The sequence below is a fragment of the Georgenia sp. Z1344 genome (assembly GCF_057652375.1).
The window spans coordinates 1,226,806-1,249,642 of the sequence record NZ_CM172728.1 but is presented as its reverse complement, the minus strand read 5'-3'; the positions used below and the strand labels follow the sequence as shown (position 1 = coordinate 1,249,642).

The 22,837-nt window shown below is 72.4% G+C and carries 23 protein-coding genes and 1 riboswitch; of the genes, 7 read left to right on the top strand and 16 right to left on the bottom strand.

Features of this window, described 5'->3' with window-relative positions; genetic code table 11:
- Nucleotides 1–39: 39 nt before the first annotated feature.
- The 5 genes from AC24FB_RS05530 to AC24FB_RS05510 all read right to left on the bottom strand — a co-directional run bounded on the left by AC24FB_RS05530 (nt 40) and on the right by AC24FB_RS05510 (nt 5,292).
- Entirely contained in the window at nt 40–840 is an 801-nt protein-coding gene (locus AC24FB_RS05530; protein WP_425714692.1) for an energy-coupling factor transporter transmembrane component T family protein, read from the bottom strand.
- Nucleotides 837–2,699, bottom strand: a complete 1,863-nt coding sequence (locus tag AC24FB_RS05525) for an ABC transporter ATP-binding protein (RefSeq protein WP_425714693.1) — start codon at nt 2,697–2,699, stop codon at nt 837–839. Before AC24FB_RS05525 ends, AC24FB_RS05530 begins: the two co-directional genes overlap by 4 nt.
- On the bottom strand, nt 2,696–3,295 hold the full coding sequence (locus AC24FB_RS05520) for an ECF transporter S component (RefSeq protein ID WP_425709303.1): 600 nt from the start codon (nt 3,293–3,295) through the stop codon (nt 2,696–2,698). The genes AC24FB_RS05525 and AC24FB_RS05520 overlap by 4 nt, the downstream gene beginning before the upstream one ends.
- Nucleotides 3,292–4,011: a YkoF family thiamine/hydroxymethylpyrimidine-binding protein gene (locus AC24FB_RS05515; RefSeq protein WP_425714694.1), complete on the bottom strand. Its 720-nt coding sequence runs from the start codon at nt 4,009–4,011 to the stop codon at nt 3,292–3,294. Before AC24FB_RS05515 ends, AC24FB_RS05520 begins: the two co-directional genes overlap by 4 nt.
- Before the next feature lie 47 nt (nt 4,012–4,058).
- A riboswitch (TPP riboswitch) is annotated at nt 4,059–4,166 on the bottom strand.
- A gap of 58 nt (nt 4,167–4,224) precedes the next feature.
- A complete protein-coding gene (locus tag AC24FB_RS05510) occupies nt 4,225–5,292 on the bottom strand; it encodes a homocysteine S-methyltransferase family protein (RefSeq protein ID WP_425714695.1) in 1,068 nt (355 codons plus the stop codon).
- A 188-nt stretch (nt 5,293–5,480) separates the two neighbouring features.
- Here AC24FB_RS05510 and AC24FB_RS05505 point away from each other — a divergent pair, with 188 nt between their 5' ends.
- On the top strand, nt 5,481–5,738 hold the full coding sequence (locus tag AC24FB_RS05505; protein WP_425714696.1) for a type II toxin-antitoxin system Phd/YefM family antitoxin: 258 nt from the start codon (nt 5,481–5,483) through the stop codon (nt 5,736–5,738).
- Between the two features lie 89 nt (nt 5,739–5,827).
- Here AC24FB_RS05505 and AC24FB_RS05500 read toward each other — a convergent pair whose 3' ends face one another.
- Nucleotides 5,828–6,559 carry a DNA-3-methyladenine glycosylase I gene (locus AC24FB_RS05500; RefSeq protein ID WP_425714697.1) on the bottom strand — a complete coding sequence of 244 codons (732 nt, stop codon included), beginning with the start codon at nt 6,557–6,559 and terminating at the stop codon, nt 5,828–5,830.
- A 211-nt stretch (nt 6,560–6,770) separates the two neighbouring features.
- Between AC24FB_RS05500 and AC24FB_RS05495 the strand changes: the two genes are divergently transcribed.
- Nucleotides 6,771–8,210 (top strand): aldehyde dehydrogenase family protein, encoded by a 1,440-nt coding sequence (locus AC24FB_RS05495; protein ID WP_425714698.1) that lies wholly within the window; start codon nt 6,771–6,773, stop codon nt 8,208–8,210.
- 65 nt (nt 8,211–8,275) lie between these two features.
- Here the strand turns inward: AC24FB_RS05495 and AC24FB_RS05490 are convergent, their stop codons facing one another.
- On the bottom strand, nt 8,276–10,045 hold the full coding sequence (locus AC24FB_RS05490) for a dolichyl-phosphate-mannose--protein mannosyltransferase (RefSeq protein WP_487561172.1): 1,770 nt from the start codon (nt 10,043–10,045) through the stop codon (nt 8,276–8,278).
- Nucleotides 10,046–10,313: 268 nt separating this feature from the next.
- On the opposite strand from AC24FB_RS05490, the gene rsmI reads away from it, so the two are divergent.
- Entirely contained in the window at nt 10,314–11,156 is an 843-nt protein-coding gene (gene rsmI / locus AC24FB_RS05485; RefSeq protein WP_425714700.1) for a 16S rRNA (cytidine(1402)-2'-O)-methyltransferase, read from the top strand.
- 275 nt (nt 11,157–11,431) lie between these two features.
- Entirely contained in the window at nt 11,432–11,869 is a 438-nt protein-coding gene (locus AC24FB_RS05480; RefSeq protein WP_425714701.1) for a M23 family metallopeptidase, read from the top strand.
- Nucleotides 11,870–11,890: 21 nt separating this feature from the next.
- On the opposite strand, the gene AC24FB_RS05475 is transcribed toward AC24FB_RS05480, so the two are convergent.
- From AC24FB_RS05475 to cmtR, 9 genes are all read right to left on the bottom strand, one after another.
- A complete protein-coding gene (locus AC24FB_RS05475) occupies nt 11,891–12,679 on the bottom strand; it encodes a cytochrome c biogenesis CcdA family protein (RefSeq protein WP_425714702.1) in 789 nt (262 codons plus the stop codon).
- 3 nt (nt 12,680–12,682) lie between these two features.
- The gene (locus AC24FB_RS05470) at nt 12,683–13,132 is read right to left on the bottom strand and encodes a TlpA family protein disulfide reductase (RefSeq protein ID WP_425714703.1); all 450 of its coding nucleotides are present in this window, start codon (nt 13,130–13,132) and stop codon (nt 12,683–12,685) included.
- 170 nt (nt 13,133–13,302) lie between these two features.
- Entirely contained in the window at nt 13,303–13,935 is a 633-nt protein-coding gene (locus AC24FB_RS05465) for a vitamin K epoxide reductase family protein (protein WP_425714704.1), read from the bottom strand.
- Nucleotides 13,936–13,939: 4 nt separating this feature from the next.
- On the bottom strand, nt 13,940–14,602 hold the full coding sequence (locus AC24FB_RS05460; protein ID WP_425714705.1) for a DsbA family protein: 663 nt from the start codon (nt 14,600–14,602) through the stop codon (nt 13,940–13,942).
- A gap of 64 nt (nt 14,603–14,666) precedes the next feature.
- Nucleotides 14,667–15,116, bottom strand: coding sequence for a methyltransferase family protein (locus AC24FB_RS05455; protein WP_425714707.1), 450 nt, complete (start codon nt 15,114–15,116; stop codon nt 14,667–14,669).
- Nucleotides 15,117–15,223: 107 nt separating this feature from the next.
- Nucleotides 15,224–15,736: a signal peptidase II gene (gene lspA / locus AC24FB_RS05450; RefSeq protein ID WP_425714708.1), complete on the bottom strand. Its 513-nt coding sequence runs from the start codon at nt 15,734–15,736 to the stop codon at nt 15,224–15,226.
- A 97-nt stretch (nt 15,737–15,833) separates the two neighbouring features.
- A complete protein-coding gene (locus AC24FB_RS05445) occupies nt 15,834–16,442 on the bottom strand; it encodes a cadmium resistance transporter (protein WP_425714709.1) in 609 nt (202 codons plus the stop codon).
- A 61-nt stretch (nt 16,443–16,503) separates the two neighbouring features.
- On the bottom strand, nt 16,504–18,411 hold the full coding sequence (locus tag AC24FB_RS05440; protein WP_425714710.1) for a heavy metal translocating P-type ATPase: 1,908 nt from the start codon (nt 18,409–18,411) through the stop codon (nt 16,504–16,506).
- The gene (gene cmtR, locus AC24FB_RS05435) at nt 18,408–18,767 is read right to left on the bottom strand and encodes a Cd(II)/Pb(II)-sensing metalloregulatory transcriptional regulator CmtR (protein WP_425714849.1); all 360 of its coding nucleotides are present in this window, start codon (nt 18,765–18,767) and stop codon (nt 18,408–18,410) included. Before cmtR ends, AC24FB_RS05440 begins: the two co-directional genes overlap by 4 nt.
- 94 nt (nt 18,768–18,861) lie before the next feature.
- Between cmtR and AC24FB_RS05430 the strand changes: the two genes are divergently transcribed.
- The 3 genes from AC24FB_RS05430 to AC24FB_RS05420 all read left to right on the top strand — a co-directional run bounded on the left by AC24FB_RS05430 (nt 18,862) and on the right by AC24FB_RS05420 (nt 22,407).
- Nucleotides 18,862–19,242: an ArsR/SmtB family transcription factor gene (locus AC24FB_RS05430; protein WP_425714711.1), complete on the top strand. Its 381-nt coding sequence runs from the start codon at nt 18,862–18,864 to the stop codon at nt 19,240–19,242.
- Nucleotides 19,242–20,153 (top strand): cation diffusion facilitator family transporter, encoded by a 912-nt coding sequence (locus tag AC24FB_RS05425; RefSeq protein ID WP_425714712.1) that lies wholly within the window; start codon nt 19,242–19,244, stop codon nt 20,151–20,153. Before AC24FB_RS05430 ends, AC24FB_RS05425 begins: the two co-directional genes overlap by 1 nt.
- Before the next feature lie 280 nt (nt 20,154–20,433).
- Nucleotides 20,434–22,407, top strand: a complete 1,974-nt coding sequence (locus AC24FB_RS05420; protein WP_425714714.1) for a bifunctional copper resistance protein CopD/cytochrome c oxidase assembly protein — start codon at nt 20,434–20,436, stop codon at nt 22,405–22,407.
- The last annotated feature ends 430 nt before the right edge of the window (nt 22,408–22,837 follow it).

The following is a 22,837-nucleotide window of genomic DNA, read 5'->3' as shown; positions in this document are numbered from 1 at the left end:
GTCGGGGGTGGTGGTCCGTCGGTGGGCGTGTTCATCCGGCTATCCGAAGAGGGCACCGGGCCCCCGCAGCGTCCCGGCGAGGTGGCTGACGACGAGCACGGCGGCCAGCACGGCGAGCACACCGGCCAGCAGCGCCCAGTCCGCGCCGCGCACCGGGGTGGGCCGCCACGTGGTGCGGGGGGCGAGCCCCAGCCCCCGGGACTCCAGGGCCTGAGCCATCCGTTCGCCCTTGCGCAGCGACACCACGAGCAGGGTGAACACCACCCCGGCCAGGTGGCGCGCCCCTCGTGGGGGCCGGCCCCGCACGTCGGGGGAGCGCGCCGCGTGGGCGTGCCGGATCGTCGACCACTCGCGCGGCATCTCCTGCAGCATCCGGTACCCGGCGAGGACGGCGTAGGTCATCCGCGCGCCGAGCCGGGCGTTGTGGTGCAGGCTCGTCATCAGTGCCACGCCGTCGGTGGACAGCAGGAACCCGACGACGCAGACCCCGATGACCAGCGAGCGGACGCCGAGCGCGGCTCCCACCTCGAGCCCCTCGACCGTCACGCGCAGCACGCCCCACTGCCACAGCACCTCCCCGGGACGGGTGAGGACGTTGACCGACAGCACGCCCAGGCCGAACACGAGGAACGGGAGCTGCGCCAGCACCAGCGTGCGCGGCGCGGCCCGGGTGCCCACGGCCACGGCGGTCAGGGCCAGCGCGTAGAGCGCGAGCGGCGTGAGCGGGTCGAGCACGAACACGACCGCGAGCGAGACCGCGGTGAGCGCGGCGAGCTTGACCGTGGGGTTGCGGCGGCTCAGCGGGGCGTCGCCGAGCGGTGCCCGGGCGAGCGCGGTCATCGGCCCACCCGCTCGTCGAGCCTGCGCAGCACGTGTGCGAGCGAGCTGCCGGGCACGTGCGCGAGCAGCCAGGACACGAGCGGGGGCAGGCTGAGGCCCGCGCGCCGCACGAGGTCCGCATCGCTGAGCACCTCGTGCGTGGGACCGTCGGCGATCATCTCGCCGTCGGCGAGCAGGACCACCCGGGTGGCGAGCGTGGCGACGGTGCGCAGGTCGTGGCTGGAGAGCACGATCCCGCGTCCCGCGGTCGCCTCCGCGCGCAGCGTCTCCATGGTCGCGACCGCGTCGCGCCGGTCGAGCCCGAGGGTGGGCTCGTCCGCGAGGAGGACGGGAGCGTCGTGGGCGAGGACGGCCGCGAGGCTGAGCCGGCGCTTCTCCCCGCCCGAGAGCCGGAACGGGTTCTGCCCGGCCAGGTGCTCGAGCCGGTGACGCCGCAGGCGGTCCGCGACCGCGGCCTCGCCCGCCTCGCCGGTGAGCCCGTGCCCGATCTCGGCGGCCACGGTGTGCGTGAGGAACTGGTGCTCGGCGTTCTGGAACACCATGCCCGGAGCGTCCCCCGTGACGGTGCCGGCGAGCGGCGGCAGGAGTCCGGCGAGCGTGAGCAGCAGCGTGGACTTGCCGACCCCGTTGGGGCCGAGGACCGCCACGACCTCCCCGGCTCGGACCGTGAGGTCGATCCCGGTGAGCACCGGGTGGTCCTCGGGGGCCGGGCCGGCCCCCCGTCCGTCGTCCCGCCCACCGCGACGCCCCGCGCGCCGACGTCCGCCGCGCCAGGCCGCACGGCCGGCGCTCAGCCCGCGCGCGGACAGGAGGGGCGGTCCGGCAGTGGTCGGCGCCGACTCGGGCGCCGACACAGGCTCGGGCCCCGGTCCTGGATCGGTCTCCGGCTCGGTCCCCGGGCCCGACCCCGGTGCTACCTCGGCGGCGAGCCCGCGCAGGTGGTCGGTGCAGCGGGCAGACGACAGCCCGCCCGGTCCACCGCAGGCCGCCGCGAGCTCCGCCTCGAGCGGAAGCCAGCAGCCGGCCGCCACGAGCTGTTCGGCGTGCGCGAGCAGGATCTCGACGGTGTCGCCCGCGGCGAGCAGCGTGCCGTCGGGGCCGAGCACAACGGCGCGGGAGGGCAGCCCGGCGATGCCGGCCGGGCCCGCCCACTCGTCGAGCCGGTGCTCGACGAGCACGACCGCCGGGTGGTGGCGCCGCACCGCCGTGCCCAGTGCGTCGCGCACGGCGGCGATGCCGGCCGGGTCGAGCATCGAGGTGGGCTCGTCGAGGACGAGCACCTCCGGCTCCGTGACGAGCGCGGCCGCGAGCGCCACCCGTTGCGACTCGCCGCCGGAGAGGTCGGCGGAGGACCGGTCGCGCAGCGCGCCCGCGCCGACGGCGTCGAGCGCGGTGTCGATGCGGTCGTCGATCGCGGCCGGGTCGGTGCCGTGGTTCTCGAGCGGGAGCGCGAGCTCCTGCTCGACCACCGGGAGGCACACCGCGGCGCCCGGGTCCTGTGCGAGGGCGCCGATGCGGCGGGAGCGCTCGACCACGGGCGTGCCGAGGTCGTGCGCCCCGGCCACCGTCACCTCCCCCGTGACCCGTGCCGTCACCGTGTGGGGCACGACCCCGGTGATCACCTGCAGCACCGTGGACTTGCCCGAGCCCGAGGGCCCCAGGACCACCACGTGCTCGCCGGGCGCGGCGCCGAGCGTGACACCGCTCAGCGCCGGCTCCGGCCGGCGCGGGAAGTGCACCGACACGTCGGTCAGCGCGACGGCCGACGCCGCCGCCGTGCCCACGGCCGGACGGTCGTGCCCGGTGGCGGCCCCGTCGTCGGGGGAGGTCCGGGCCGGCCGTGCCGACAGGCCCGTCATGCCTGACCGGCCCGGCCGATGGCGAAGTTGTCCACGACCCCGGTGCGCGCGAGCGCGTCGACGACCACCTTGGCGAGGAGCCCGCCCAGGACGACGCCGGACAGCGCCTGGATCGCCAGGCGCAGCGCGAAGATGTCCTGCCCGTACCAGCCCGAGCGGAACGCGGAGTAGAAGAACACCAGCGTTGCGCCGAGGAGCCCGGCCAGGGCGAAGATGCCCCACCCGAACCTCCGGTAGCGGGTGAGGAAGAACGGGAGCTCGCAGCCGACGCCCTGGAGCAGGGCCGCCACGAGGAGCAGCGGGCCGACCGGTGAACCGAGGAACGCGAACTCGATGGTCGCGGCGAGGACCTCGGCGAGCACGCCGGCGCCGGGACGCCGCACGATGGCCACCGCGATCGGGGCGACGATCAGCCAACCACCGAAGAGGACGTGCTCGGAGAGGTCGCCCGCGGGGCCCATGAGGACGCGCAGCCCGCTCCAGCCCTGGACGAGAGCCCAGTAGGCGAACCCGAAGACCGCGCCGAGCACCACCACGATCACGAGGTCCTTCAGCGCCCACGGGCCGTACCCGTGGCTCTGGTCCGCGCCGCTCATGACGCCACCTGCTCGCTCGGCGAACCCACCGAGACCGTGAGATGGGTGACGACGTGCGGGACGCTCGCGCCGACCCGCGCCCACGCGTCCGTCGCCGTCGCCACGACCTCCCCGAGGTCGCCGGTGAGCATCGTCGCGTAGTGCGCGGCCTCGCTCGCCACGCCCCGCTCCTGCGCCTCGGTGATCGCCGCCATGATCGGCTCCATGTGGTCGCCGCCGGCGGAGGAGCCGTCGAGCAGCGGGTACAGCGACCACTGGGCGCGGGCCGGGATGCCGGTGGGTTCGAGCTCGATCGGTGCGGCCGGGTCGGTCGCCTCGACGAACGACCGCGGGTCGCAGGTCACCTCGCCGGGGCAGCCCCGGGAGAGCAGGAGGTGCGCCACCACGTGGCCGCCGCCGGTGCGGCGGGAGGCGGCCTCGACCAGCGCGACGGCGTACGCGGCCAGGCGCTGCTCCGCCGGCGCGCGCCGCGCCCCGACGTACGTGCTGACGGCATCGCTCTCGACGACGAGCCCGTCGGTGAGGCCGCGCTGCTCGACGTCGGTGATCGAGCCGAGGATGACGTCGACGAAGTCGTCGGCGTGCGGGTGGATGCTCAGCCGCATCCCGATCCCGAGCTGCTCGGGTGTCGGGTCGGCGGAGCCGGTGCCCGCAGCGGTTCGCGGGTCGACCTGCGCGTCGTCGAGGGCCTGGGTTCTGCCGGCGTGCGTGCTCACGGTGCCTCTCCCGGCCCGCGGGTACGTCGAGACCTCCCGGAGCGAGACGTCCGGCAGGTGCCCTGCTCCCTACGCCGGTGCTAACCGGATCAGGTTGACGGGTCTGCGGACTCTCCGCACTCTCAGCGCCGTTCGGCGCTCCCCGGGGGTTGCCGGCACGCTACCGGTCGGGCCTCGGTGCGTCGAGGCCCGACCGCACGTTGGACCCGCTGGTCAGGCGCGGGCGCCGAGGTCGGCGATGTGCTCGGGCAGCCGCTCGTGGCTCCCGTACATGAAGTGGTTGGCCATGTTCTCCGAGAACCGGCTCGCCTCCGTGGTCCGCCCGACCGCCACGGCCACCTGACGGATGTGGATCGGGGACGCGCCGCAGCAGACCCCGAGGTAGTGCGCGCCGAGCGCGTAGGCCTCGTGGGCGAACTCGCCGATCTCGTAGCGGTTCGCGTACAGCGGGTCGAGCGCGGTGGGGAAGGGCCGGCCGTGCGGCGCCGGCACGCTCGCGCCCGGGTCGGTGAGGCTGAAGAAGGTCGGCTCGGCCTCGGTGGTGCGGTAGGGGATCGGGAGGGCGCCGACGTGACAGCTCACGGTCTCCCGGATCCGGCGCAGCCACGGGAGCATCGTGTCCGGCCCCCGGAAGCAGTTGAGCCCGACGACGTCGGCTCCACCCTGCTCGAGGCGCTGCGCCGTCTCGACGATTCCCACGCCGTCGGCCATCTCCTCGAGCGCCATCGGCGCGAGCGTGAGGACCACCGGCAGGCCGCTCGCGCGCGCCACCTCGAGCGCGGTGAGAGCCTCGCCGGCGTAGTAGAAGGTCTCGCCGACGAGGATGTCCGCGCCCTCGTCGACCGCCCAGCCGACCATCTCCTCGAACATCGACCGGACCTCGGCCTGGGTGCCCGTGTCGGACGGGTCCCACACGTTGGTGTTGGAGATGTTGCCGGCCACGAGGTTCCCCGGCACCGCGTCGGCGACCTCACGCGCGATCTGCAGGGCCGCGCGGTTGAGGGGCTCGAGGAGGTCCTCCTTGCCGATCACCCGCATCTTCTCGCGGTGCCCGTTGTAGGTGAACGCTTCGACGACGTCCGAGCCCGCGCGCTGGAAGTCGACGTGCACGGCCCTGAGCGCCTCAGGGTGCTCGAGCGCCACCTCGGGCACGAACTCGCCGGCGGTGAGGTAGCCGCGCCGCTCGAGCTCGAAGAGGAAGCCCTCGGCGCAGATCACCGGCCCGGCGTCGAGGCGTTCGGAGAAGGTGGCGGGCTCGGTGGTCGTGGCGTGCGCGGTCATGCGGTGCTCCTCGTGGTGGTCTCGGCGAGTGCCGCAGTGAACCGCGCGGGGCGCTCGCTGCGCTCGCGCGAGCGGCCACGGCTCACCTGGTGAGACGGGGGCTCGACGACGACGGGCAACGGCGAGCCCGTGCGAGCGCCCGGATGGCTGCCCTCGCGTCGAATCCGATGATCGGAGACGATGCCGTCATGCGAACGGTCACTGCCGCGGAGGCGTCACGCCGGTTCTCCGAGCTGCTCGACGCGATCGAGGCCGGGGAGACGGTGATCGTGATGCGTGACGATCGACCGGTCGCCGAGGTCCGGCCCGCACGCCGTGCGTCGGGGCGAGAACTGAGAGCCGCGCTCGGCGGGATCGCACCACCCGACGATCGATTCGTCTCCGACGTTCCGGACGCCGTCGACATGCTCGACCCGGAGACCGGGGCCTCCCGGGGCGAACGCTGATTCTCGGTACGAACGTCCTCGTGGACCACGAGCGGGGCTGTCTCGACACGTTCGCGCTCGACGATGACGAACTCGCGGTTGCGGTGCGTTCAGCCCGCCGGGTCCCACACCGCTGAGGTTCCGCGCCGGTGGCTGCCGACCAGGTGCGTGTCGACGATCCCGACGGCCTCCATCAGCGCGAACATCGTCGTCGGACCGACGTGCCGGAAGCCTGCGGCCTTGAGCGCCTTCGCGAGCGCGACCGACTCCGGCGACGAGCTCGGGACCTCGGCGAACGATTGCGGCTCCGGCGTCACGTCGGGACGGTGCGACCACACGAGCTCGGCCAGCCCGCCGTCCGCCCGCAGCGCCACGGTCGCCCGGGCGTTGTCGATCGTCGACTCGATCTTGCGGTGGTTGCGCACGATCGCGGCGTCGGCCATCAGTCTGTCGACGTCCGCGTCCCCGAACGCCGCCACCGCGTCGGGGTCGAAGTCGTCGAACGCCTCCCGGAAGGCCTCTCGCTTGCGCAGGATCGTCAGCCAGGACAGCCCCGACTGGAAGACCTCGAGGCTGATCCGCTCGAACAGCCCCTGCTCGTCCCGCACCGGCATGCCCCACTCGGTGTCGTAGTACTCCCGCAGCGTCGGGTCGCTCGCGGCCCAGGCCGGGCGAGCCAGGCCGTCCGCGCCGACGACGAGCCCGTCGTCGGCTCGCGTCCCGCTGTCCCCCGACCCGGCGTCTCCCGCCGCCGTGGCGTTGCCTGCTGCCGCGGCGCCTCCCGACGCTGTGCCCGGCGTCGTCGTTCCCGCGTCCGTCTCGTCCCTGCCCGTCCCCGCCATGTCTGCATCGTCGCCCGGGCCGGGAGGCCCACGCACCCCGTGGTGGCACATCTGTGGATGCGGCGCTGCGACCGGCACCTGTGGACCGCCGTGCGGTGTGCCGCTGTGCCGACGCTCGCGGGGAGCGCCGGCACGCTGGAGGCGTCGGTCGTGGGCGACCGGGATCGGCCCGCACGGGCGCCCGGGACCTCCGCCGGTTACCGTCGAGCACATGGCCGAGACCCGCCCGACCGTCCCCGAGGACGCCCCCGAGGTCCCCGCCGCGACCGCCCGACTGCGCAGGACGTTCGAGGCGGGCGCGACCCTGGCGCGCACCGCGCGACGTGGACACCTCGCCGACCTGAGGCGCCTCCTCGTCGAGGGCGGCCCCGAGCTCGCGGACGCGCTCGCCGCCGACCTCGGCCGCCACCCCACCGAGAGCTGGCTCGCCGAGATCGCCTTCACGATCGGCGAGCTCGACCACACCGTGCGCCACCTGCGGCGCTGGACGAGCAACCGCCGGGTCCCGGTGCCTGCGACGCTCCTGCCCGCCTCGGCGAGCGTCGTGCGCGAGCCGCTCGGCGTCGTCGCCGTGATCGCGCCGTGGAACTACCCGGTCCAGCTCGTGCTCGCCCCGCTGGTCGGTGCGCTTGCCGCCGGGAACACGGTGGTTCTCAAGCCCAGCGAGATCGCCCCGGCCACCTCGCTCGCCCTGGCCTCGCTCGTGGGGCGGTACCTCGACCCGGGCGTCGTCGCGACCGTCCAGGGCGGCGCCGGCACGACGACCGCCCTCCTCGAGCAGCGCCTCGACCACATCTTCTACACGGGCGGCGCCCGGGTGGCCCGGATCGTCGCGACCGCCGCGGCGAAGCGCCTCACGCCCGTCACGCTCGAGCTCGGCGGGTGCAGCCCCGTGTGGGTGGACCCGCGCCAGGACCTCGCGGCGGTGGCCAACCGCATCGCCTGGGCCAAGTGGCTCAACGCCGGCCAGACGTGCGTGGCGCCCAACCACGTGTTCACCACCCCGGAGGCCGCGGAACCGCTCGCCGACCACCTCGCCGCCGTCACGCGGGAGATGTACGGGGCCGACCCGTCGACGAGCGACGACTACGGCCAGATCGTCAGCGGGGACCACCACGCGCGCGTCGCGGCGCTGCTCGACGACACCGTCGCCGCCGGCGCGACCCTGCATCACGGCGGCCGGCGCGACGCCGCCTCGCGATACCTCGAGCCGACCGTCCTCACCGGCGTCCGTCCCGACCACCCCGTGATGTCCGAGGAGATCTTCGGCCCGGTCCTCCCGATCGTCGCCGTCGAGGGTCTCGGCGAGGCGATCGGGCACATCCGCGCGGGCGAGCACCCGCTCGCCGCCTACGCCTTCACGGACGACGACGCCGACCGCACCCGCCTCGTGCGCGAGGTGCGGGCGGGCGGCATGTCGTTCGGGGCGCCCATGCTCCAGCTGTCCGTCCCCGGTCTGCCGTTCGGCGGCGTGGGCGAGTCGGGAACGGGCGCGTACCACGGGGAGGAGTCCGTGCGGCGGTTCAGCCACGAGAAGTCGGTGCTCGCCAAGCCGCTGCGCCCCGACACGCTCGCGCTGGTCAGGCCGCCGTACGGCCGTCGGACGGGCGCGATGATCCGGGCGATGTTCGGCGTCTCGCCCCGGCGGTAGGACGCGCCGAGGGTCGGCCGGTCACGCTGCGCCACACCGACCGCCGATGCTGTGCGCGGGAGGGGTCAGCCGCCCCAGACCCGCAGCTCCCACGCGGCCTCGGACAGGTTCCACGCCGTCCACGCCGGGTAGTACCAGGCCGAGACGGCGGCCACCGAGCCCAGCACGACGACGAGCGCGAGCAGGCCCGAGCGGTTCGTCGTCGTCGAGGCGTCCTCCGCGACCGCGAGGTCGAGGAGGGAGGGGCGGGGACGCGAGTCGGGCATCGCGGTCCGGTCGTCGGGACGCGCGAAGTGCCGGCGCAGCCACGCCCACCGCTCGGCCTCGCGCTCGACGTCCGGTCCGCGACCCAGCGGCGCGTCGGTCGGCGGCCGCAGGATCCCCAGGAGCCAGCCGAGCGCGTAGGTCAGGGCGAGGACGACGAACGCGACGAACGCGACCGAGTAGAACTGGAAGATCGTGCGGTGGGAGTACAGCACCACCCAGGGCAGCCACATGGACAGGTAGCCCGAGAGGATCACCCACGCGCGCCAGTCGCGCAGCCGGAGAGCCGCGTAGAGGACCACGCCGAGGGCGACGACTGCGAGCCACCACGTCAGCGGGTTGCCGATCGAGGTCACGCCGGCGATGCACTGCTCGTCGCCGCACATGCCGAGCGCCGACCGCTCCTCGCCGCCGGCCCGGTAGAACAGCGTGGGTCGCAGCTGGAGCAGCCACACCATCGGGTGCCCCTGCGACTCGTGCGGGTTGACCAGGCCCGTGTGGAACTCCATCATCCGTGCGTGGTAAGCCCACCACGAGACGAACGAGTCGGGCAGCCAGGACGGGTACCCGGTCTCGAGCCCCGCCGCCCGCTGGTCGGCGGCCCACGTGCGGTTGAACCCCGCCGACGACGCGAACCACGACGCCCAGCTCGCGAGGTAGGCGAGCGCGGCGGTGGGCACGAGGGCGAAGAACGCCGGTGCGCCGCCGCGCCACACGCCGTCCGCGATCCAGCGCCGCGACCCGACCGCCCGCCGGGCCGCGGTGTCCCACACGTAGACCATGAGCCCGAGGACGGCGATGGCGTAGGCGCCCGACCACTTGACGCCGCACGCGGCGCCGAGCACGACGCCGGCCGCGACGAGCCACCAGCGGATCCCCACGCGGGGGGCCGGCCCGGAGGGCAGGCGTCCGTCCGGGGAGGCGGCGATCTGCTCCGCGGAGCGGCGGGCGAGGATCGCCCGCGTCGACTCCCGGTCCTTGAGGACCAGCATCGTCCCGGCGAGGACGAGGACGGCGAGGAAGACGTCCAGCAGGCCGATGCGGCTCGAGGTGATGCCGACGCCGTCGACCGCGAGGAGGAACCCGGCGACCCCGCCGAGCAGCGCCGACCGGAACAGCCGCGTGCCCAGGTGGGTGACGAGGACGACCATGAGCACGCCCGCCACCACCGAGCTCAGCCGCCAGGACTCGGGGTTCTCGGGGCCGAGCAGGCGCATGCCGATGGCGATGAGCCACTTCCCCAGCGGGGGGTGGACGACGTAGTCGGCCTCGGTGCTCAGGGCACCGAAGTCGCCCTCGGCGAACCGGGGGTTCGCGTCGTCGCCCTCCCAGTCGCCCTCGTACCCGAGGGTGAGCAGGGAGTACGCCTCCTTGACGTAGTACGTCTCGTCGAACGCGAGGCGGCCGGGGACGCCGAGCCGGGGCAACCGGACGGCCGCCGCGAGCACACCCATGAGCAGCGGGACGAGCCAGCCGAGCAGGCGGGTGCGCGGGTCGAGGACCTCGCCGAGCGGGCGCAGCCCGAGCCGCGCGCGCAGGTTCTGCTCGACCTCGTCGGCTGAGCCGTGCATCGGGCGGGGGACGCCATCGCGGCGGAACCTGCCGGCAGCGCGTCCCCGACGGGACGTGGTCGCCGCTGGGTCGTCCGAGTGCTCGCCGGCGCCCGCGTGCCCGGGGTCTCCGTCGCCCGTGGGGTCACCGACGCGCCCGGGGGCTGCGCTCGCTCCGCCGCCGTCCGGGTCGTCCGCGGGGTAGGGCCCGGGTCCGCTCGACGTCACGCGGCGAGTGTAGGGAGACGGCGGGCCCGACCGGTGACCGTCCGCGGGGGACACTGACCACATGAGCGAGCAGTCCGGCGTCGTCATTCTGGCCGCCACCCCCATCGGCAACGCCGGCGACGCGTCGCCCCGCCTGCGCGCGGCGCTCGCGTCGGCCGAGGTCGTCGCGGCGGAGGACACGCGCCGGCTGCGGGACCTCGCCCGCCGCCTCGAGGTCAGCGTCACCGGGCGCGTCGTCAGCCTCTACGAGCACAACGAGGACGCGCGCTCGGCCGAGCTCCTCGACACCGCGCTCGCGGGCGGGACGGTGCTCGTCGTCAGCGACGCCGGGATGCCCGCCGTCTCCGACCCCGGGTACCGCCTGGTGCGCCACGCCGTCGACGCCGGGGTGCGGGTCTCCACGCTGCCCGGGCCGTCGGCCGTGCTCGCCGCCCTCGCGCTGTCCGGGCTGCCGACCGACCGGTTCGCGTTCGAGGGCTTCTTGCCGCGCAAGGCGGGCGACCGGGCGAGGGCGCTGGCCGCCGTCGCCGACGAGCAGCGCACGCTGGTGTTCTTCGAGGCGCCGCACCGGCTGCTCGAGACGCTGGCCGCGATGGCCGAGGCGTTCGGTGCGGACCGGCCGGCCGCCGTGGCGCGCGAGCTGACCAAGACATATGAGGAGGTCCGGCGCGGGACGCTCGGCGAGCTCGCCGCGTGGGAGGGCGAGGTGCGCGGGGAGATCTGCGTCGTCGTCGGGGGAGCCGCGCCGAAGGAGGTCACGCTCACGGACGGCGTCGGGGAGGTCCTCGCTCTCAGCGCGGACGGGATGCGGCTCAAGGAGGCCGCGGGCGAGGTGGCCGCGGCCACGGGGCTGCGCAAGAACGACCTGTACGCCGCCGCGCTGGAGGCGCGCTCCACGCACTGACCCGGAACATCCGAGTGCCTCATCAAAGGTTGACCCAGAGGGCGTCGCCGACATCGGCGGATACCGCGCCAGCGCCGTCGACGCAGGGGGGCACCCGGCCGGGCTGGCCGTGGACTTCATGACCGGTCAAGACTGCGGGCTTGGGGGATCGGGTCGTCGCCTACCTCACCGAGCACGCCGATCGTCTCTTGGTGGACTACATCATCTGACACCAGGCCATCTGGCACGCCGTCGAGCCGCAGGCTGGCTGGACGCCGTTGCCCGGCCGCGGCTCGGTGACCGCGAACCACGACGACCACCCCCACGCGAACCTGCGGCCGACCCCCTCCGCGAGCACGGGGGCGCTGGACTGCCTGCCCGCCTCCGCCGCGCTCTCGCCCGGGCAGGCGGGTAGTGGCCAGTCGGTGACGCCGGTCGACGGGTCCATCACCAGTTCCTACGGTCCCCGGCTGGGCCTGACGGGACACGTGATCGTCATCGACCACGGCGGCGGGCTGCAGACCAGCTACAACCACATGTACGCCGGCGGAGTGGGTGTCCGTGTCGGGCAGCGGGTGGGCGCCGGGCAGGTCATCGCCGCCGTGGGCAATGACGGCAACTCCACCGGTTGTCACCTGCATTTCAGGGTCTATGACCGGGGTCGGCACACCGCGCCGGAGACCTTCATGGCCACGTGGGGGTGGACGTGGGGCGAGCGCCGTCTGTGCGCGTGAGCTCGGCGCGGGTCGGGGTCCTCAGATCAGGGTTTGGAAGTTGGCGACGAGGCCCTGCAGGTAGCCCGAGACCCAGGTCCACAGACCGGTGACCATGGCCAGTCCGAGGAGGACGAGCAGCCCACCGCCGAGGCGCTGGAACGCGCGGCGGTGTCGGCGCAGGAAGCCCAGTGCCCGGGTTGAGCGGGACAGCAGCATCGCGCCGGCGACGAAGGGGATACCCAGCCCGAGGCTGTAGGCAAACACGAGGATCCCGCCGCGGGCGGGGTCGGCCTCGTTGAACGCGAGGCTGAGGACTGCCGCCAGGGTCGGTCCCATGCAGGGGGCCCAGCCCAGTCCGAAGACGACCCCAAGCAGCGGCGCACCCCACAGGCCCTGCCGGGGGGTCAGGTGCAGGCGCCGGTTGCGTTGCATGAAGGGGACGTAGCCCATGAAGGCCAGGCCCATGAGCACGACGACGCCGCCGAGGATGCGGGTGGTGAGGTCGAGCCAGGGGGCGAGCAGGATCCCGAGCCAGGCGAAGATGACGCCGAGCAGGACGAACACGGCGGTGAAGCCGGCCACGAACAGCAGCACCCCGGCGAGCAGCCGGCGGTCACGGACCTTGGTCTGGGGTCCGCCGATCAGTGGCGTGTCGGGTGTGGTGACCCCGGCCATGCCACTGAGGTAGCCGACGTACCCGGGCAGCAGGGGCAGCACGCAGGGGGAGGCGAAGGAGATGAAGCCGGCGATCGCCGCCACGGGAAGGGCTGCGAGCATGGGGCCGGTGAGCACGGTGCTGGCGAAGAAGGAGCCGAGCTGGTCCCACATCGTTCAGGCCCTCTCGGCGAGGGTGTCGGCGATCAGGCCGCGCGGCGTGGTGCGGTCGAACTGGCCGAGGATGCGCGCGGCGACCCGGCCCTGCTGGTCAAGGACGACGGTGGTGGGCATGGCCTGCAGCGGCACGACCCCACCCGTGGCCGCCGCGGCACGGGCGTCCCGATCATGCAAGGAGGGGTAAGGGACCTTGAAGGTGCGCTCGAAGGCCTGGGCGGTGGCGGCGTCGTCACGGGGGTTGACTCCCAGCATGCGCACCCCCTGGTCCTGGTTGTCCTCGGTGATGGCCTTGAGGTTTGGTGCCTCGGCCCGGCACGGGGGGCGTGCGGCGTACCAGAAGTTCCGCATGACCACGTTCCCGAGCCAGTTGACCAGGTCGATGCTCTCCCCGGGGTAGCTGGTACCCGTCATGTCGATCGGTTCACCGCGCTGGTCGGGGGTCCACATGGCCAGGGAGGGTGGCCAGGGCAAGCCGGGTCGCCGCGACTGTGCGCAGCTGCGGTGAGCCCGGCGGCCTGGGCCTGGGGCTGGGCCTGGGCCTGGGCCTGGGCCTGGGCCTGGGCCTGGGGCATGGTCAAGCATCGGTGAAGACTTTTCTTTCGCGTGGTTGGTGGTGTTCAGGGCAGCAGGGTCTGCCAGTAGGTCCAGAACTGGGCGCCGATGAGCGTCAGGATCACCAGGTACCAGCCGGTGAGGAGCACCCCGTGATACTCCAGCAGAACTCGGCGCAGGACGCGGGGCGCGGGCAGGTGGGCGGCGCTGAGGTTGTGCAGGGTGGTGTACCAGAACACGGGGATGGTCACGGCCCACACGACCATGCAGTACGGGCACAGCGCCTCGATGCGGTACAGGCTCTGGAAGATCAACCAGTGCACGAACCCGGCCCCGAAGGTGACCCCGGCCTGCAGGCCCAGCCAGAACCACCGCCGGTACCTGCCGCCGGCCGCCAGACCCATACCGACGGTGAGCAGGATCGCAAACCCGGCCACCCCGATGATGGGGTTGGGGAACCCGAAGGCATCGGCTTGGGGGGTGTTCATCACCGACCCGCAGGACAGCACCGGGTTGATGCTGCAGCTGGGCACGTAGGTGGGGTCGGCGATGAGGGCGATCTTCTCCACCAGGAGCACCACGGCAGCGACCAGCCCGATCGTGCCGGCCGCGACCAGCAGCGCCGTCAGATGGCGCGGCGGGCCGGGCGTGGCGCTGTCCGCGGCCCGCTGACCGCGAGGTGGTGCCAGGGGCAACATCTGATCAGCTGGCCAGCGCGGCGTCGATGAGGGCGCTGAACTCCTCGAGGCTGGCCGGGGAGATCATCTGCCCGTTGAGGAAGAACGTGGGGGTGCCCTGTACACCCAGCGCCACCCCGTCGGCCATGTCCTGGCGGACCCTGTCGAGGGTGGCCGGGTCGGCTACGGTCTGGTCGTAGGTGGCCATGTCCAGGCCGAGGTCCTGGGCGAAGGTGCGGAACAGGTCGGCCTGGGAGGTCTGCTGGTCGCCCCACTGCGGCTGGGTCTCAAACATCTTGTGGTACATCGCCTCGAACTGGCCCTGTTGGGCGGCGGCCTCGACCGCTACGGCCGCGTTCTCGGAGTTGACGTGGCCGGGGAGGGGGAAGTACCGGGCCACGAAGGTGACCTCTCCGGCGTAGTCCTGGCGCAGCTGCTCCACCGTTGGGTAGGCGGCCCGGCAGGCCTCGCACTCAAAGTCCATGAACTCCACCAGCGTCACCCGCCCGTCGGGGGCGGTGGACAGGTGGTGGCTGTCGTCGCGCACCAGCGGTGCGGCGGCGCCTTCGTTGGAGGCGTTGGCCGTGGTCTGTGGGCCGGAGCCAGATGTGGTGATGAAGACGATGGCCGCCACCACGGCGGCAAAGAAGCCCACGAGGAGCAGCGACAGCTTCACGTTCTTGGTCATTCGGATCCTTGCTTCACGCGATGCGTTCCACCGGCTCGTCGGTGCGGTGTGCGGCGGCTAGGTCTCATAGTGCGGCGTCGGCTGTACCGTACCTTCTCGCCCGGGTACCACGGCCACCGCGTTGCGCGGCCTGGTGAGGCCCGGGCCGCCGGTCTGGGGTGTCGTCGTCGGCGCCGCCCCACCGATAGAGCGCCACCAGCTCAGGCGATCGAGGTCGTTCGTCGGCTTGGGAGGGATGCGGCGCGAGCGTGCCGAGACCGGGCAGGAACCGGCCGACGCGCTGGGCGTAGCGGGTGTAGGCGGGGCCGTGGGTACGCAGCAGGTTGGACTCTTCGACGAGGCGGACCTGGATCTCCACGGCCAGGAACAGGCAGAGGAGCGCCGCGACGGTCACGCCGGTGGGGACCAGCAGGGCCAGTCCGAGCATGACGGTGAGCATGGCGGTAAAGATGGGCTTGCGGACCACGGCGAACATGCCCGAGGTCACGAGGTCGGTGCGCTCGGTGGTGTCCACACCTCTGCGCCAGGAGGCGCGCCGAATGCGGCCGCCAAGCCGGCCAGGTACAGGGTCAGTGCCGCAGCGGCGGCGGTCTCGGCGGCCATGGGTCTCCTCGGGTCGAGTCACAGTTCTGCGGCGGTCGGGTTCTCGGTCCTGTCGCCGCTGGTGAGGGCTACCAGCACCAGGGTTATGGCCCCACCAGTGATGTAGACGTCCGCGAGGTTGAAGGTGGGGAACCAGCCGGTGTGCAGGTAGTCGGTCACGACACCGTCGGAGGCACGGTCAATCAGGTTTGCCACCGCGCCTGCCATGATCACGGTCAGCGCCAACCACGTTGAGCGTGTTGCGGTGCGGGTGGCACGCCAGGCGAAAACAGCCAGCGCGCCGATGGCGAGCCCCGTGGTGGCGAGCACGACACCGGCTGGCAGATGATCGCCGAGACTGAAGGCCATTCCAGCGTTGAAACCGAGCCGAAGCTCGATGGGCCCCAAGTCCATCGAGTGACCGTCGGCCAGTGCCCCACCGGCCCACGCCTTCACCGCCAGGTCTACCGCCGCCAGCAGCACGACGGTGATGACGAGGGTGACCCGGGCCCTGGTGCCGCTCCTCGGTGAGGCGCGATTCGGTGTGGTCATGGGGCCGCCGTTCCTGTGTCGGTCGCGTGGACTCCTGCATCCTGCACGTGAGGGCTCACGGTTGCTCCTTCAAACGATGCGTCGAGCGTCAGCGACCTCATAGGCCGAAGGCACCGCCGTCGAGGAGGATGACGATGCCCAGGCCGATGAGGACGAGCGGGAAGAGGACGTGTTCCCAGCGTTCGAGGACCTCGGCGATGGGCCGGCGGGTGGCGACGTACCGCGCGGTGAGCACGAGCAGTCCGACCAGGGCGAGGAAGACGACGCAGTAGGCGATGACGGCGGTGGTGGAGGCGGTGGCGAAGACGGGGACGTAGACCCCGATGTTGTCCCCGCCGTTGGCGAAGGTCACGGCGGCGACGGTCAGGGTCCCGACCTGGCGGTCACCGACCTTGGCCTCGTCGTCGTCATCGTCATCTCCGCGGTTGCGCCACGCCTGCCAGGCCGCGTACAGGCCCAGGGTGAGGGGGATGAGACCGAAGTAGGGCAGGGCGGCCTCGGGCAGGAAGGTGCGAGCTCCCAGCGAGACCACCACGGCGACCAGCAGGATGCCGCCGAAGCCGAGGTATTGGCCGGCGAGGATCTTGCGGGTGGTGCCCGGTTGGCCGGCCCCGCGGGCGTAGAAGAGGGACAGGATGATGATGTCGTCGATGTTCGTGGCCACGAACAGGCCGATGGCCTGCAGGACGGGGGTGAGCAGTTCCATGAGTACCTTTCAGAGCGCAGCCGGCTGCCGCCGGTGCACGACGATGGCCCGCGGCGGGCGGTCAGTGTCCGGGGGTGGTGGTGTGGTGGGTGCGTGCCGCGCGCAGGCCGTTGAGGATGACCAGGACCTCGGCGACTTCGTGGATGAGGACGACGGCGGCCAGGCCCAGGACGCCGGTGACGGCTAGCGGCGGTAGGGCGGCGATGATGAGCAGCGAAAGGACGATGTTCTGGTTGACGATGCGCCGCCCGCGTCGGGCGTGGGTGATGGCCTGGGGCAGGAGGCGCAGGTCCTGGCCGGTGAAGGCGATGTCGGCGGACTCTATCGCGGCGTCGGAGCCGGTGGCCCCCATCGCGATCCCGACATCGGCCGCGGCCAGGGCCGGGGCGTCGTTGATGCCGTCGCCGATCATCGCGGTGGGCCGGCGGGCGCTGAGCTCGTCCACGGCGGCTGACTTGCCTTCGGGGCGCAGTTCGGCGCGGACGTCGCTGATGCCGGCCTGCGCGGCCAGCGCGCGGGCGGCCCGCTCGTTGTCCCCGGTGAGCATCGTGACGCCGATGCCCTGGCCCGCCAGGGTCTTGATGACCTCGGGGACCTCGGGACGCAGCTCGTCACGCACCCCGATCGCCCCGGCGACCGTGCCGTCGCGGTGGACAACAACGACGGTCATCCCCTGCGATTCGAGGTCACGGACCCGTTCGGTGAGGTGGCCGGGGTCGACCCCGCGCGGGCTGCCGGCCCTGATCATGACGCCGTCGACGGAGCCGTGGATGCCGAGGCCGGCTTCCTCGGTGATGCCCTGGGCCGCGGGGGTTGCGGGGGCGGCTTGGGTGATGGCGGCGGCGAGCGGGTGGGTGCTGTGCTGCTCGAGCGCGGCGGCCCAGGCCAGGACCCGCTCCTCGGTGCCATCGGTGGTGGGGACGACAGCGGTGACGGTGGGCCGGTTGGCCGTCAGGGTCCCGGTCTTGTCGAAGGCGACGTGTCTGATGTCGCCGAAGCGTTCGAAGGTCGCGCCGCTCTTGATGATGACGCCGAACTTGCTGGCCGAACCGACCGCGGAGACCACGGTGATGGGCACCGCGATCGCCAGCGCACACGGTGAGGCGGCCACGAGCACCACCAGGGCGCGGGTGATCCAGGTCTGCGGGTCACCGGCGAGGGAGCCGATGACGGCGACGAGCACGGCCAGGACCAGGACGCCGGGCACGAGGGGGCGGGCGATGCGGTCGGCGAGCCGCGCGCGTTGTCCCTTCTCGGCCTGGGCCTGCTCTACCAGGCTCACGATGGTGGTCAGGGAGTTGTCGGTGCCGGGTGCGGTCGCCTCCACCCGCAGGACCCCGGCGGTGTTGATCGCCCCGGCGGATACCTCGGCGCCCGGGCCGACCTCGACGGGGATGGACTCACCGGTGATGGCGGAGGTGTCCAGGCTGCTGTGACCGGTCCGGGCGATGCCGTCGGTGGCGATCCGCTCACCGGGCCTGACGACCATGACCTGCCCGGGGGTCAGGTCACGCGCCGGGACGGTCACGGTCTTGCCGTGGGTGAGCACGGTGGCGCTCTGGGGCACGAGCTTGAGCAGCGCGCGTAGCCCGGCGCGTGCCCGGTCCATGGCGCGGTCTTCGAGGGCCTCGGCGATGGAGTAGAGGAAGGCCAGGGCGGCGGCCTCCTCCACGTGTCCCAGGATGACCGCGCCGGTGGCGCTCATCGTCATCAGTAGCGCGATGCCGAGCTTGCCGGTGGCGAGCTTGCGCAGCGCACCGGGAACGAACGTGGAGGCCCCCAGCAGCAGGCCGACCCAGAACAGCACCAGCGCCGCTGTCGGGGCGCCGGTCCACTCACAGGCGACCCCGGCGACGAACGCTGCCCCCGAGGCGACGGGGATCATGACGGCACGGTCACCCCACCACGGGGCCTCGTGCTCGTCGTCGCTCTCGTGCTGCTCGACGGGGGCGTGGGTGGTCGCGCTCATGCGACGGTCCCGCTCGGGCAGCAGCCGGGCACCGTGCAGGTGGCATCCACGCACGGCGCGTTCTCATCGACGGCCAGAGTGACCTCGACCAGCGCGGTCAGCGCTGCCGTCAGGTGCGGGTCGGCGATCTCATACCGTGTCTGGCGGCCTTCGGGCTCGGCCACGACGATGCCGCAATGCCGCAGGCAGGTGAGGTGGTTCGACACGTTCGATCGGGTCAGGCCCAGGTCGCGGGCGAGCACCGCCGGATAGCTCGGCCCCTCGAGGAGCGTCATGAGGATCCGGGAGCGGGTGGGGTCGGCCATCGACCGACCCAAGCGGTTCATCACGTCCAGCCGCGAAGCAATAGTCAGCATGCGCTGACCATACAGCAGGCGCTGAACTCTCCGGTCGGCGCGGGTGCTCGCCACGCGCAATACCTGCATATCTCTATAGGTGTATGGTCATACTATGAGTGTTGCGTTGGCATCGGATGCCTGTGAGGTCGCCACCGCTCATCACCCGGAGAAGGTGGCGCTGACCCGGGAGAAGATCCCCGACGAGGGTGAGGCCGGCCGGTTGGCCGCGCTGTTCAAGCTGCTCGGGGACCCGCGACGGGCCCGGGTGCTGTACGCGTTGCTGGAGGCGGGCGAGCTGTGCGTGTGCGACCTGGCCGCCGTCGTGGACGTCCCGGAGGCGTCGTTGTCCCAGGTGCTGCGGGTGCTGCGCACCGCTGGGGTGGTAGCCAACCGGCGCCAGGGGCGGATGGTGTACTACCGCCTGGCCGACACTCACGTGCGGATGCTGCTGGACGTCTCCCGGGAGCACACCCGGCACGAGGGGCAGATCTGATGGGCGCGGGACACGGCCACGCCCCGACGGCCGGGCACGCCGGTGGCCGTTACCGCCGGCGGCTGGCCGGCGCGTTCGCCCTGACCGCCAGCTTCTTCCTCATCGAGCTCGTCGCGGGGCTGGTGTCGGGGTCGTTGGCGCTGCTGTCGGATGCCGGGCACATGGCCGCGGACGTGGTGGTGCTGGGTGCGGCCCTGCTGGCCACCCGGATCGCGAGTCGCCCGGACTCCACGGGCCGGCGTACCTACGGCTCCTACCGGGCCGAGGTGTTCGCCTCGGGCCTGGCGGTGCTGGCGATGCTCGCGGTCGGGGTGTATGTGGTGGTCGAGGCCATCAGCCGGCTGGGCGATGCGCCGCAGGTTGCCTCCGGGGCGATGCTCGCGGTCGGGTTCGCCGGCCTGGTGATCAACATCGCCTCCATGCTGCTGCTGCGCAGCGGGTCCAAGGAGAGCCTGAACGTCAAGGGCGCCTACTACGAGGTCATCGCCGACGCCGCCGGGTCGGTGGGCGTCATGGTCGCCGGCGTCCTGATCATCCTCACCGGCCAGCCGATCTGGGACATCGTGGTCGCGGCCTTCATCGCCGTCTTCGTCATCATCCGGGCGGTCGTCCTGGGCCGGCAGGTGGTGGCGGTCCTGGCCCAGCACGCCCCACAGGGGATCGACCCCGAGGATGTCGCCGGCGCCCTGGACGCGGTCGAGGGCGTGGCCCAGGTCCACGACCTGCACCTGTGGACCCTGACGTCGGGGATGAACGTGGCCACCGCTCACCTGGTTGCCGAGACAGGCGCCGACCATGGCACTGTCCTTGCCGGCGCCCACGGGGTGCTGCGTGATCGTTACGGTATCGACCACGCCACCTTGCAGGTCGAACCAGTTGCCGGCGGCGGCTGTCACGACCTGAGCTGGTAGCAGCCAGAACACGAGCATTCGCGCGTGGGGATACGCACCTTCAACTTCAAGCCGATGTCAAGGAGTCCGCGATGGCAGCACGGCAGGGCAGAGGTCCTCGGCCCGGTGACGGCCGACGACCGGGCCGGGCTCGGTATTTCGTGGCGCGGCTCGGCGCCGACCTGATCGCGCTGACGTCCGTGGCGATGACCGCGACCACGGTGGTGCGGTGACGGAGCGCGGTGGCCGCACCGCCCCGACGAGGAGCACGCTCGACAGTCTCCCCCCGGGGAGGACGCCGGTGGCCAGATCGGCGTGGCCGTGGGCGGTGGCCGCCCTGCCGCTGGTGGTCGTGGGTATGGTGGCGGGCCTCACGCTCAGTGGAGCGGCCGCTCCGCGCGAGCTCATCGACCCCGGTCCCCTGGTGCGGTGGGGCCTGCCACTTGTGACCGCACTGGCTCGCGTAGCCGCGACCGTGGCGATCGGAGCGCTCGTGCTGTGCGCGGTGGTCCTGCCTCGCGACACGCCCGGGCCGGCGCAGGACGTTGGTGGTCATCATTCGCTCGCGGACCGTCCGGCCACGGTGCCCGAGGATCCGACGTGGCGGCGCGTGGCCAACATCGCCGTCATCGCCGCAGCCGTGTGGGCACTGGCGCAGCTGGCGCACCTGCTCCTGACCCATGCCGCGGCGTTCGATACGGTGATCGACGGGCCTGGATACGGTGCTCAGCTCATCCAGTTCGTCACACAGATCGACATGGGCCGGTACCTGGGTGTGGCCACTCTCCTGGCCGCGGCCGTCGCACCTGCGGCCGCGGCGATCGGTGGCCACACGTCGGCGGCCTGGGCCGCCGTGCTGGCCATCGCCGCGTTCTCACCGGTCTCAGTGACCGGTCATGCCGCCGGTGCGGCCAACCACGACTTCGCTGTGACCTCGTGGTGGTTGCACGTAGCAGCTGTCGCGATCTGGGTCGGGGGCCTGGGCGTCCTGTGCGTGGTCGCCTCCCGGATCGGACCCGGCCTGGCGGAGGTCACTCAGCGGTACTCCCGCATTGCGTTCTGGGCCTTTGCGGTTGCGACCGTTGCCGGCGCGGCGAATGCGTGGATCCGGCTCTCCACGCCGCTGGACCTGTTCGTGCACCCCTACGGTCAGCTCATCCTGATCAAGGTGATCCTGACCGTGGCGCTAGGCCTGGCAGGCTGGCTTCATCGCATGAAGACCATCCCGGCGATCCGGCAGGCGCGCGCCCCGAGCGGGGGGGCCGGGTGGGCGTTCTGGCGGTTGGCCGGGGTCGAGGTCCTCATCATGGGCGCGGTGATCGGCGTGGCGGTGGCCCTCGGATCCTCCGCGCCACCAGAACCACAGGAGCCACCTGTCGATGCCAGCCTGGTCTACCTGCTGACCGGATACCCTGAACCCCCGGCCCCGACAGCATGGGCCTATCTCGCACAGTGGCGCCCGGATCCGCTGACCGCCTTCGTGGCCCTCGCCGCACTGGCGGCCTACCTCTCCTGGGTATGGCGGCTTCATCGCGGGGGGGCGTCCTGGTCGGCAGCTCGTACGACCAGCTGGGTGGCAGGAGTGCTCCTCTTCTTCTGGGCCACCAACGGCGGCGTCGCGGTCTACGGGAGCGTCTCATTCAGCGCCCACATGGCTCACCAGATGGTCCTCCTCGTGGTGGTGCCGATACTGCTCGTTCTCGGAGCGCCCCTCGCCCTGGCCCTGAAGGCACTACCGCCGCGTGCCGACGGTTCTCGTGGACCGCGAGAGTGGATGGGGTCCGTGAGAGACTCACGGGTCGTGGCGCTTCTCACGCACCCCGTCGTCGCCACTCTCCACGTTGGCGCGTTCCTCGTGGTCTTCTACTCCTCGCCGCTGTTTGCGGGCGCCCTGGACAGCCCCGTCTGGCACGCGCTGTCCATCGTGTACATCGTCGCGGCTGGCTCCGTCCTGGTTCATGCCCTCCTGGCCAGCCGCAGGCGTCGTGCGCCCCTCGCGCTTCGCCTGGCCGCAGCGATCGCCGCGATGGTGTTCTACGCGGTCGCCGGCGCGGGCCTTGTCTCCAGCACCGCACTGCTGGCTGCCGACCACTTCGGCCAGCTCGGACTGAGCTGGGGGGTTGATGCCCTGGCCGACCAGCGGACCGGCGGGCTGGTGCTGTGGGGTATCGGAGAGGCCGGAATGCTTGTCCTGGCTCTGGCACTCATCGTTGTCTGGATGCGCGCGCCCCTTGCGCCCGAGCGCAACGTCCGAGCTCCGTCTGCGGGGGCATGAGCAGGCACAGCCCCATGGGCGATGCGGTGCATGCCACACCATGTGCCGTGACCTTTCCGTTACACTCCTTCCGGTGATCCCGCGAGAGCCGGTGAGCGTACCTGTGTGAACTGCTGCTTGGAGACTGTTTGATTTCGGATGCATTCTCGCCGTCGTCGACGCCGTCGGTGACTCGCCGCGAACTACGTGCGGGCGACCGCAAGCGCCCCAGGCATCGCGCCACTGATAAGGGAAGCAGGCGGGCCACCGCCGACCTCTCTTCGAGCCCGGGATCCGCCGCCGCGACACCTCGCCCGGAGCGGGTCTCACGCAAGACGCGCTCGACCCAGGCCCTCGGTCAACATGAACCAGTTCATCGGGAGGCGAACGACCGTCCGGTGTCACGACGTGACATGCGGACCGAGCCGGCGCCACCGCGTGCACGGCGACG

Bases quoted from the DNA above. Each gene is read 5' to 3' on its own strand.
- AC24FB_RS05530 (WP_425714692.1), bottom strand. From the start codon at position 840: ATGACCGCGCTCGCCCGGGCACCGCTCGGCGACGCCCCGCTGAGCCGC.
- AC24FB_RS05525 (WP_425714693.1), bottom strand. From the start codon at position 2,699: ATGACGGGCCTGTCGGCACGGCCGGCCCGGACCTCCCCCGACGACGGG.
- AC24FB_RS05520 (WP_425709303.1), bottom strand. From the start codon at position 3,295: ATGAGCGGCGCGGACCAGAGCCACGGGTACGGCCCGTGGGCGCTGAAG.
- AC24FB_RS05510 (WP_425714695.1), bottom strand. From the start codon at position 5,292: ATGACCGCGCACGCCACGACCACCGAGCCCGCCACCTTCTCCGAACGC.
- AC24FB_RS05505 (WP_425714696.1), top strand. From the start codon at position 5,481: ATGCGAACGGTCACTGCCGCGGAGGCGTCACGCCGGTTCTCCGAGCTG.
- AC24FB_RS05500 (WP_425714697.1), bottom strand. From the start codon at position 6,559: ATGGCGGGGACGGGCAGGGACGAGACGGACGCGGGAACGACGACGCCG.
- AC24FB_RS05495 (WP_425714698.1), top strand. From the start codon at position 6,771: ATGGCCGAGACCCGCCCGACCGTCCCCGAGGACGCCCCCGAGGTCCCC.
- AC24FB_RS05490 (WP_487561172.1), bottom strand. From the start codon at position 10,045: ATGCACGGCTCAGCCGACGAGGTCGAGCAGAACCTGCGCGCGCGGCTC.
- rsmI (WP_425714700.1), top strand. From the start codon at position 10,314: ATGAGCGAGCAGTCCGGCGTCGTCATTCTGGCCGCCACCCCCATCGGC.
- AC24FB_RS05475 (WP_425714702.1), bottom strand. From the start codon at position 12,679: ATGTGGGACCAGCTCGGCTCCTTCTTCGCCAGCACCGTGCTCACCGGC.
- AC24FB_RS05470 (WP_425714703.1), bottom strand. From the start codon at position 13,132: ATGTGGACCCCCGACCAGCGCGGTGAACCGATCGACATGACGGGTACC.
- AC24FB_RS05465 (WP_425714704.1), bottom strand. From the start codon at position 13,935: ATGTTGCCCCTGGCACCACCTCGCGGTCAGCGGGCCGCGGACAGCGCC.
- AC24FB_RS05460 (WP_425714705.1), bottom strand. From the start codon at position 14,602: ATGACCAAGAACGTGAAGCTGTCGCTGCTCCTCGTGGGCTTCTTTGCC.
- lspA (WP_425714708.1), bottom strand. From the start codon at position 15,736: ATGACCACACCGAATCGCGCCTCACCGAGGAGCGGCACCAGGGCCCGG.
- AC24FB_RS05445 (WP_425714709.1), bottom strand. From the start codon at position 16,442: ATGGAACTGCTCACCCCCGTCCTGCAGGCCATCGGCCTGTTCGTGGCC.
- AC24FB_RS05440 (WP_425714710.1), bottom strand. From the start codon at position 18,411: ATGAGCGCGACCACCCACGCCCCCGTCGAGCAGCACGAGAGCGACGAC.
- cmtR (WP_425714849.1), bottom strand. From the start codon at position 18,767: ATGCTGACTATTGCTTCGCGGCTGGACGTGATGAACCGCTTGGGTCGG.
- AC24FB_RS05430 (WP_425714711.1), top strand. From the start codon at position 18,862: ATGAGTGTTGCGTTGGCATCGGATGCCTGTGAGGTCGCCACCGCTCAT.
- AC24FB_RS05425 (WP_425714712.1), top strand. From the start codon at position 19,242: ATGGGCGCGGGACACGGCCACGCCCCGACGGCCGGGCACGCCGGTGGC.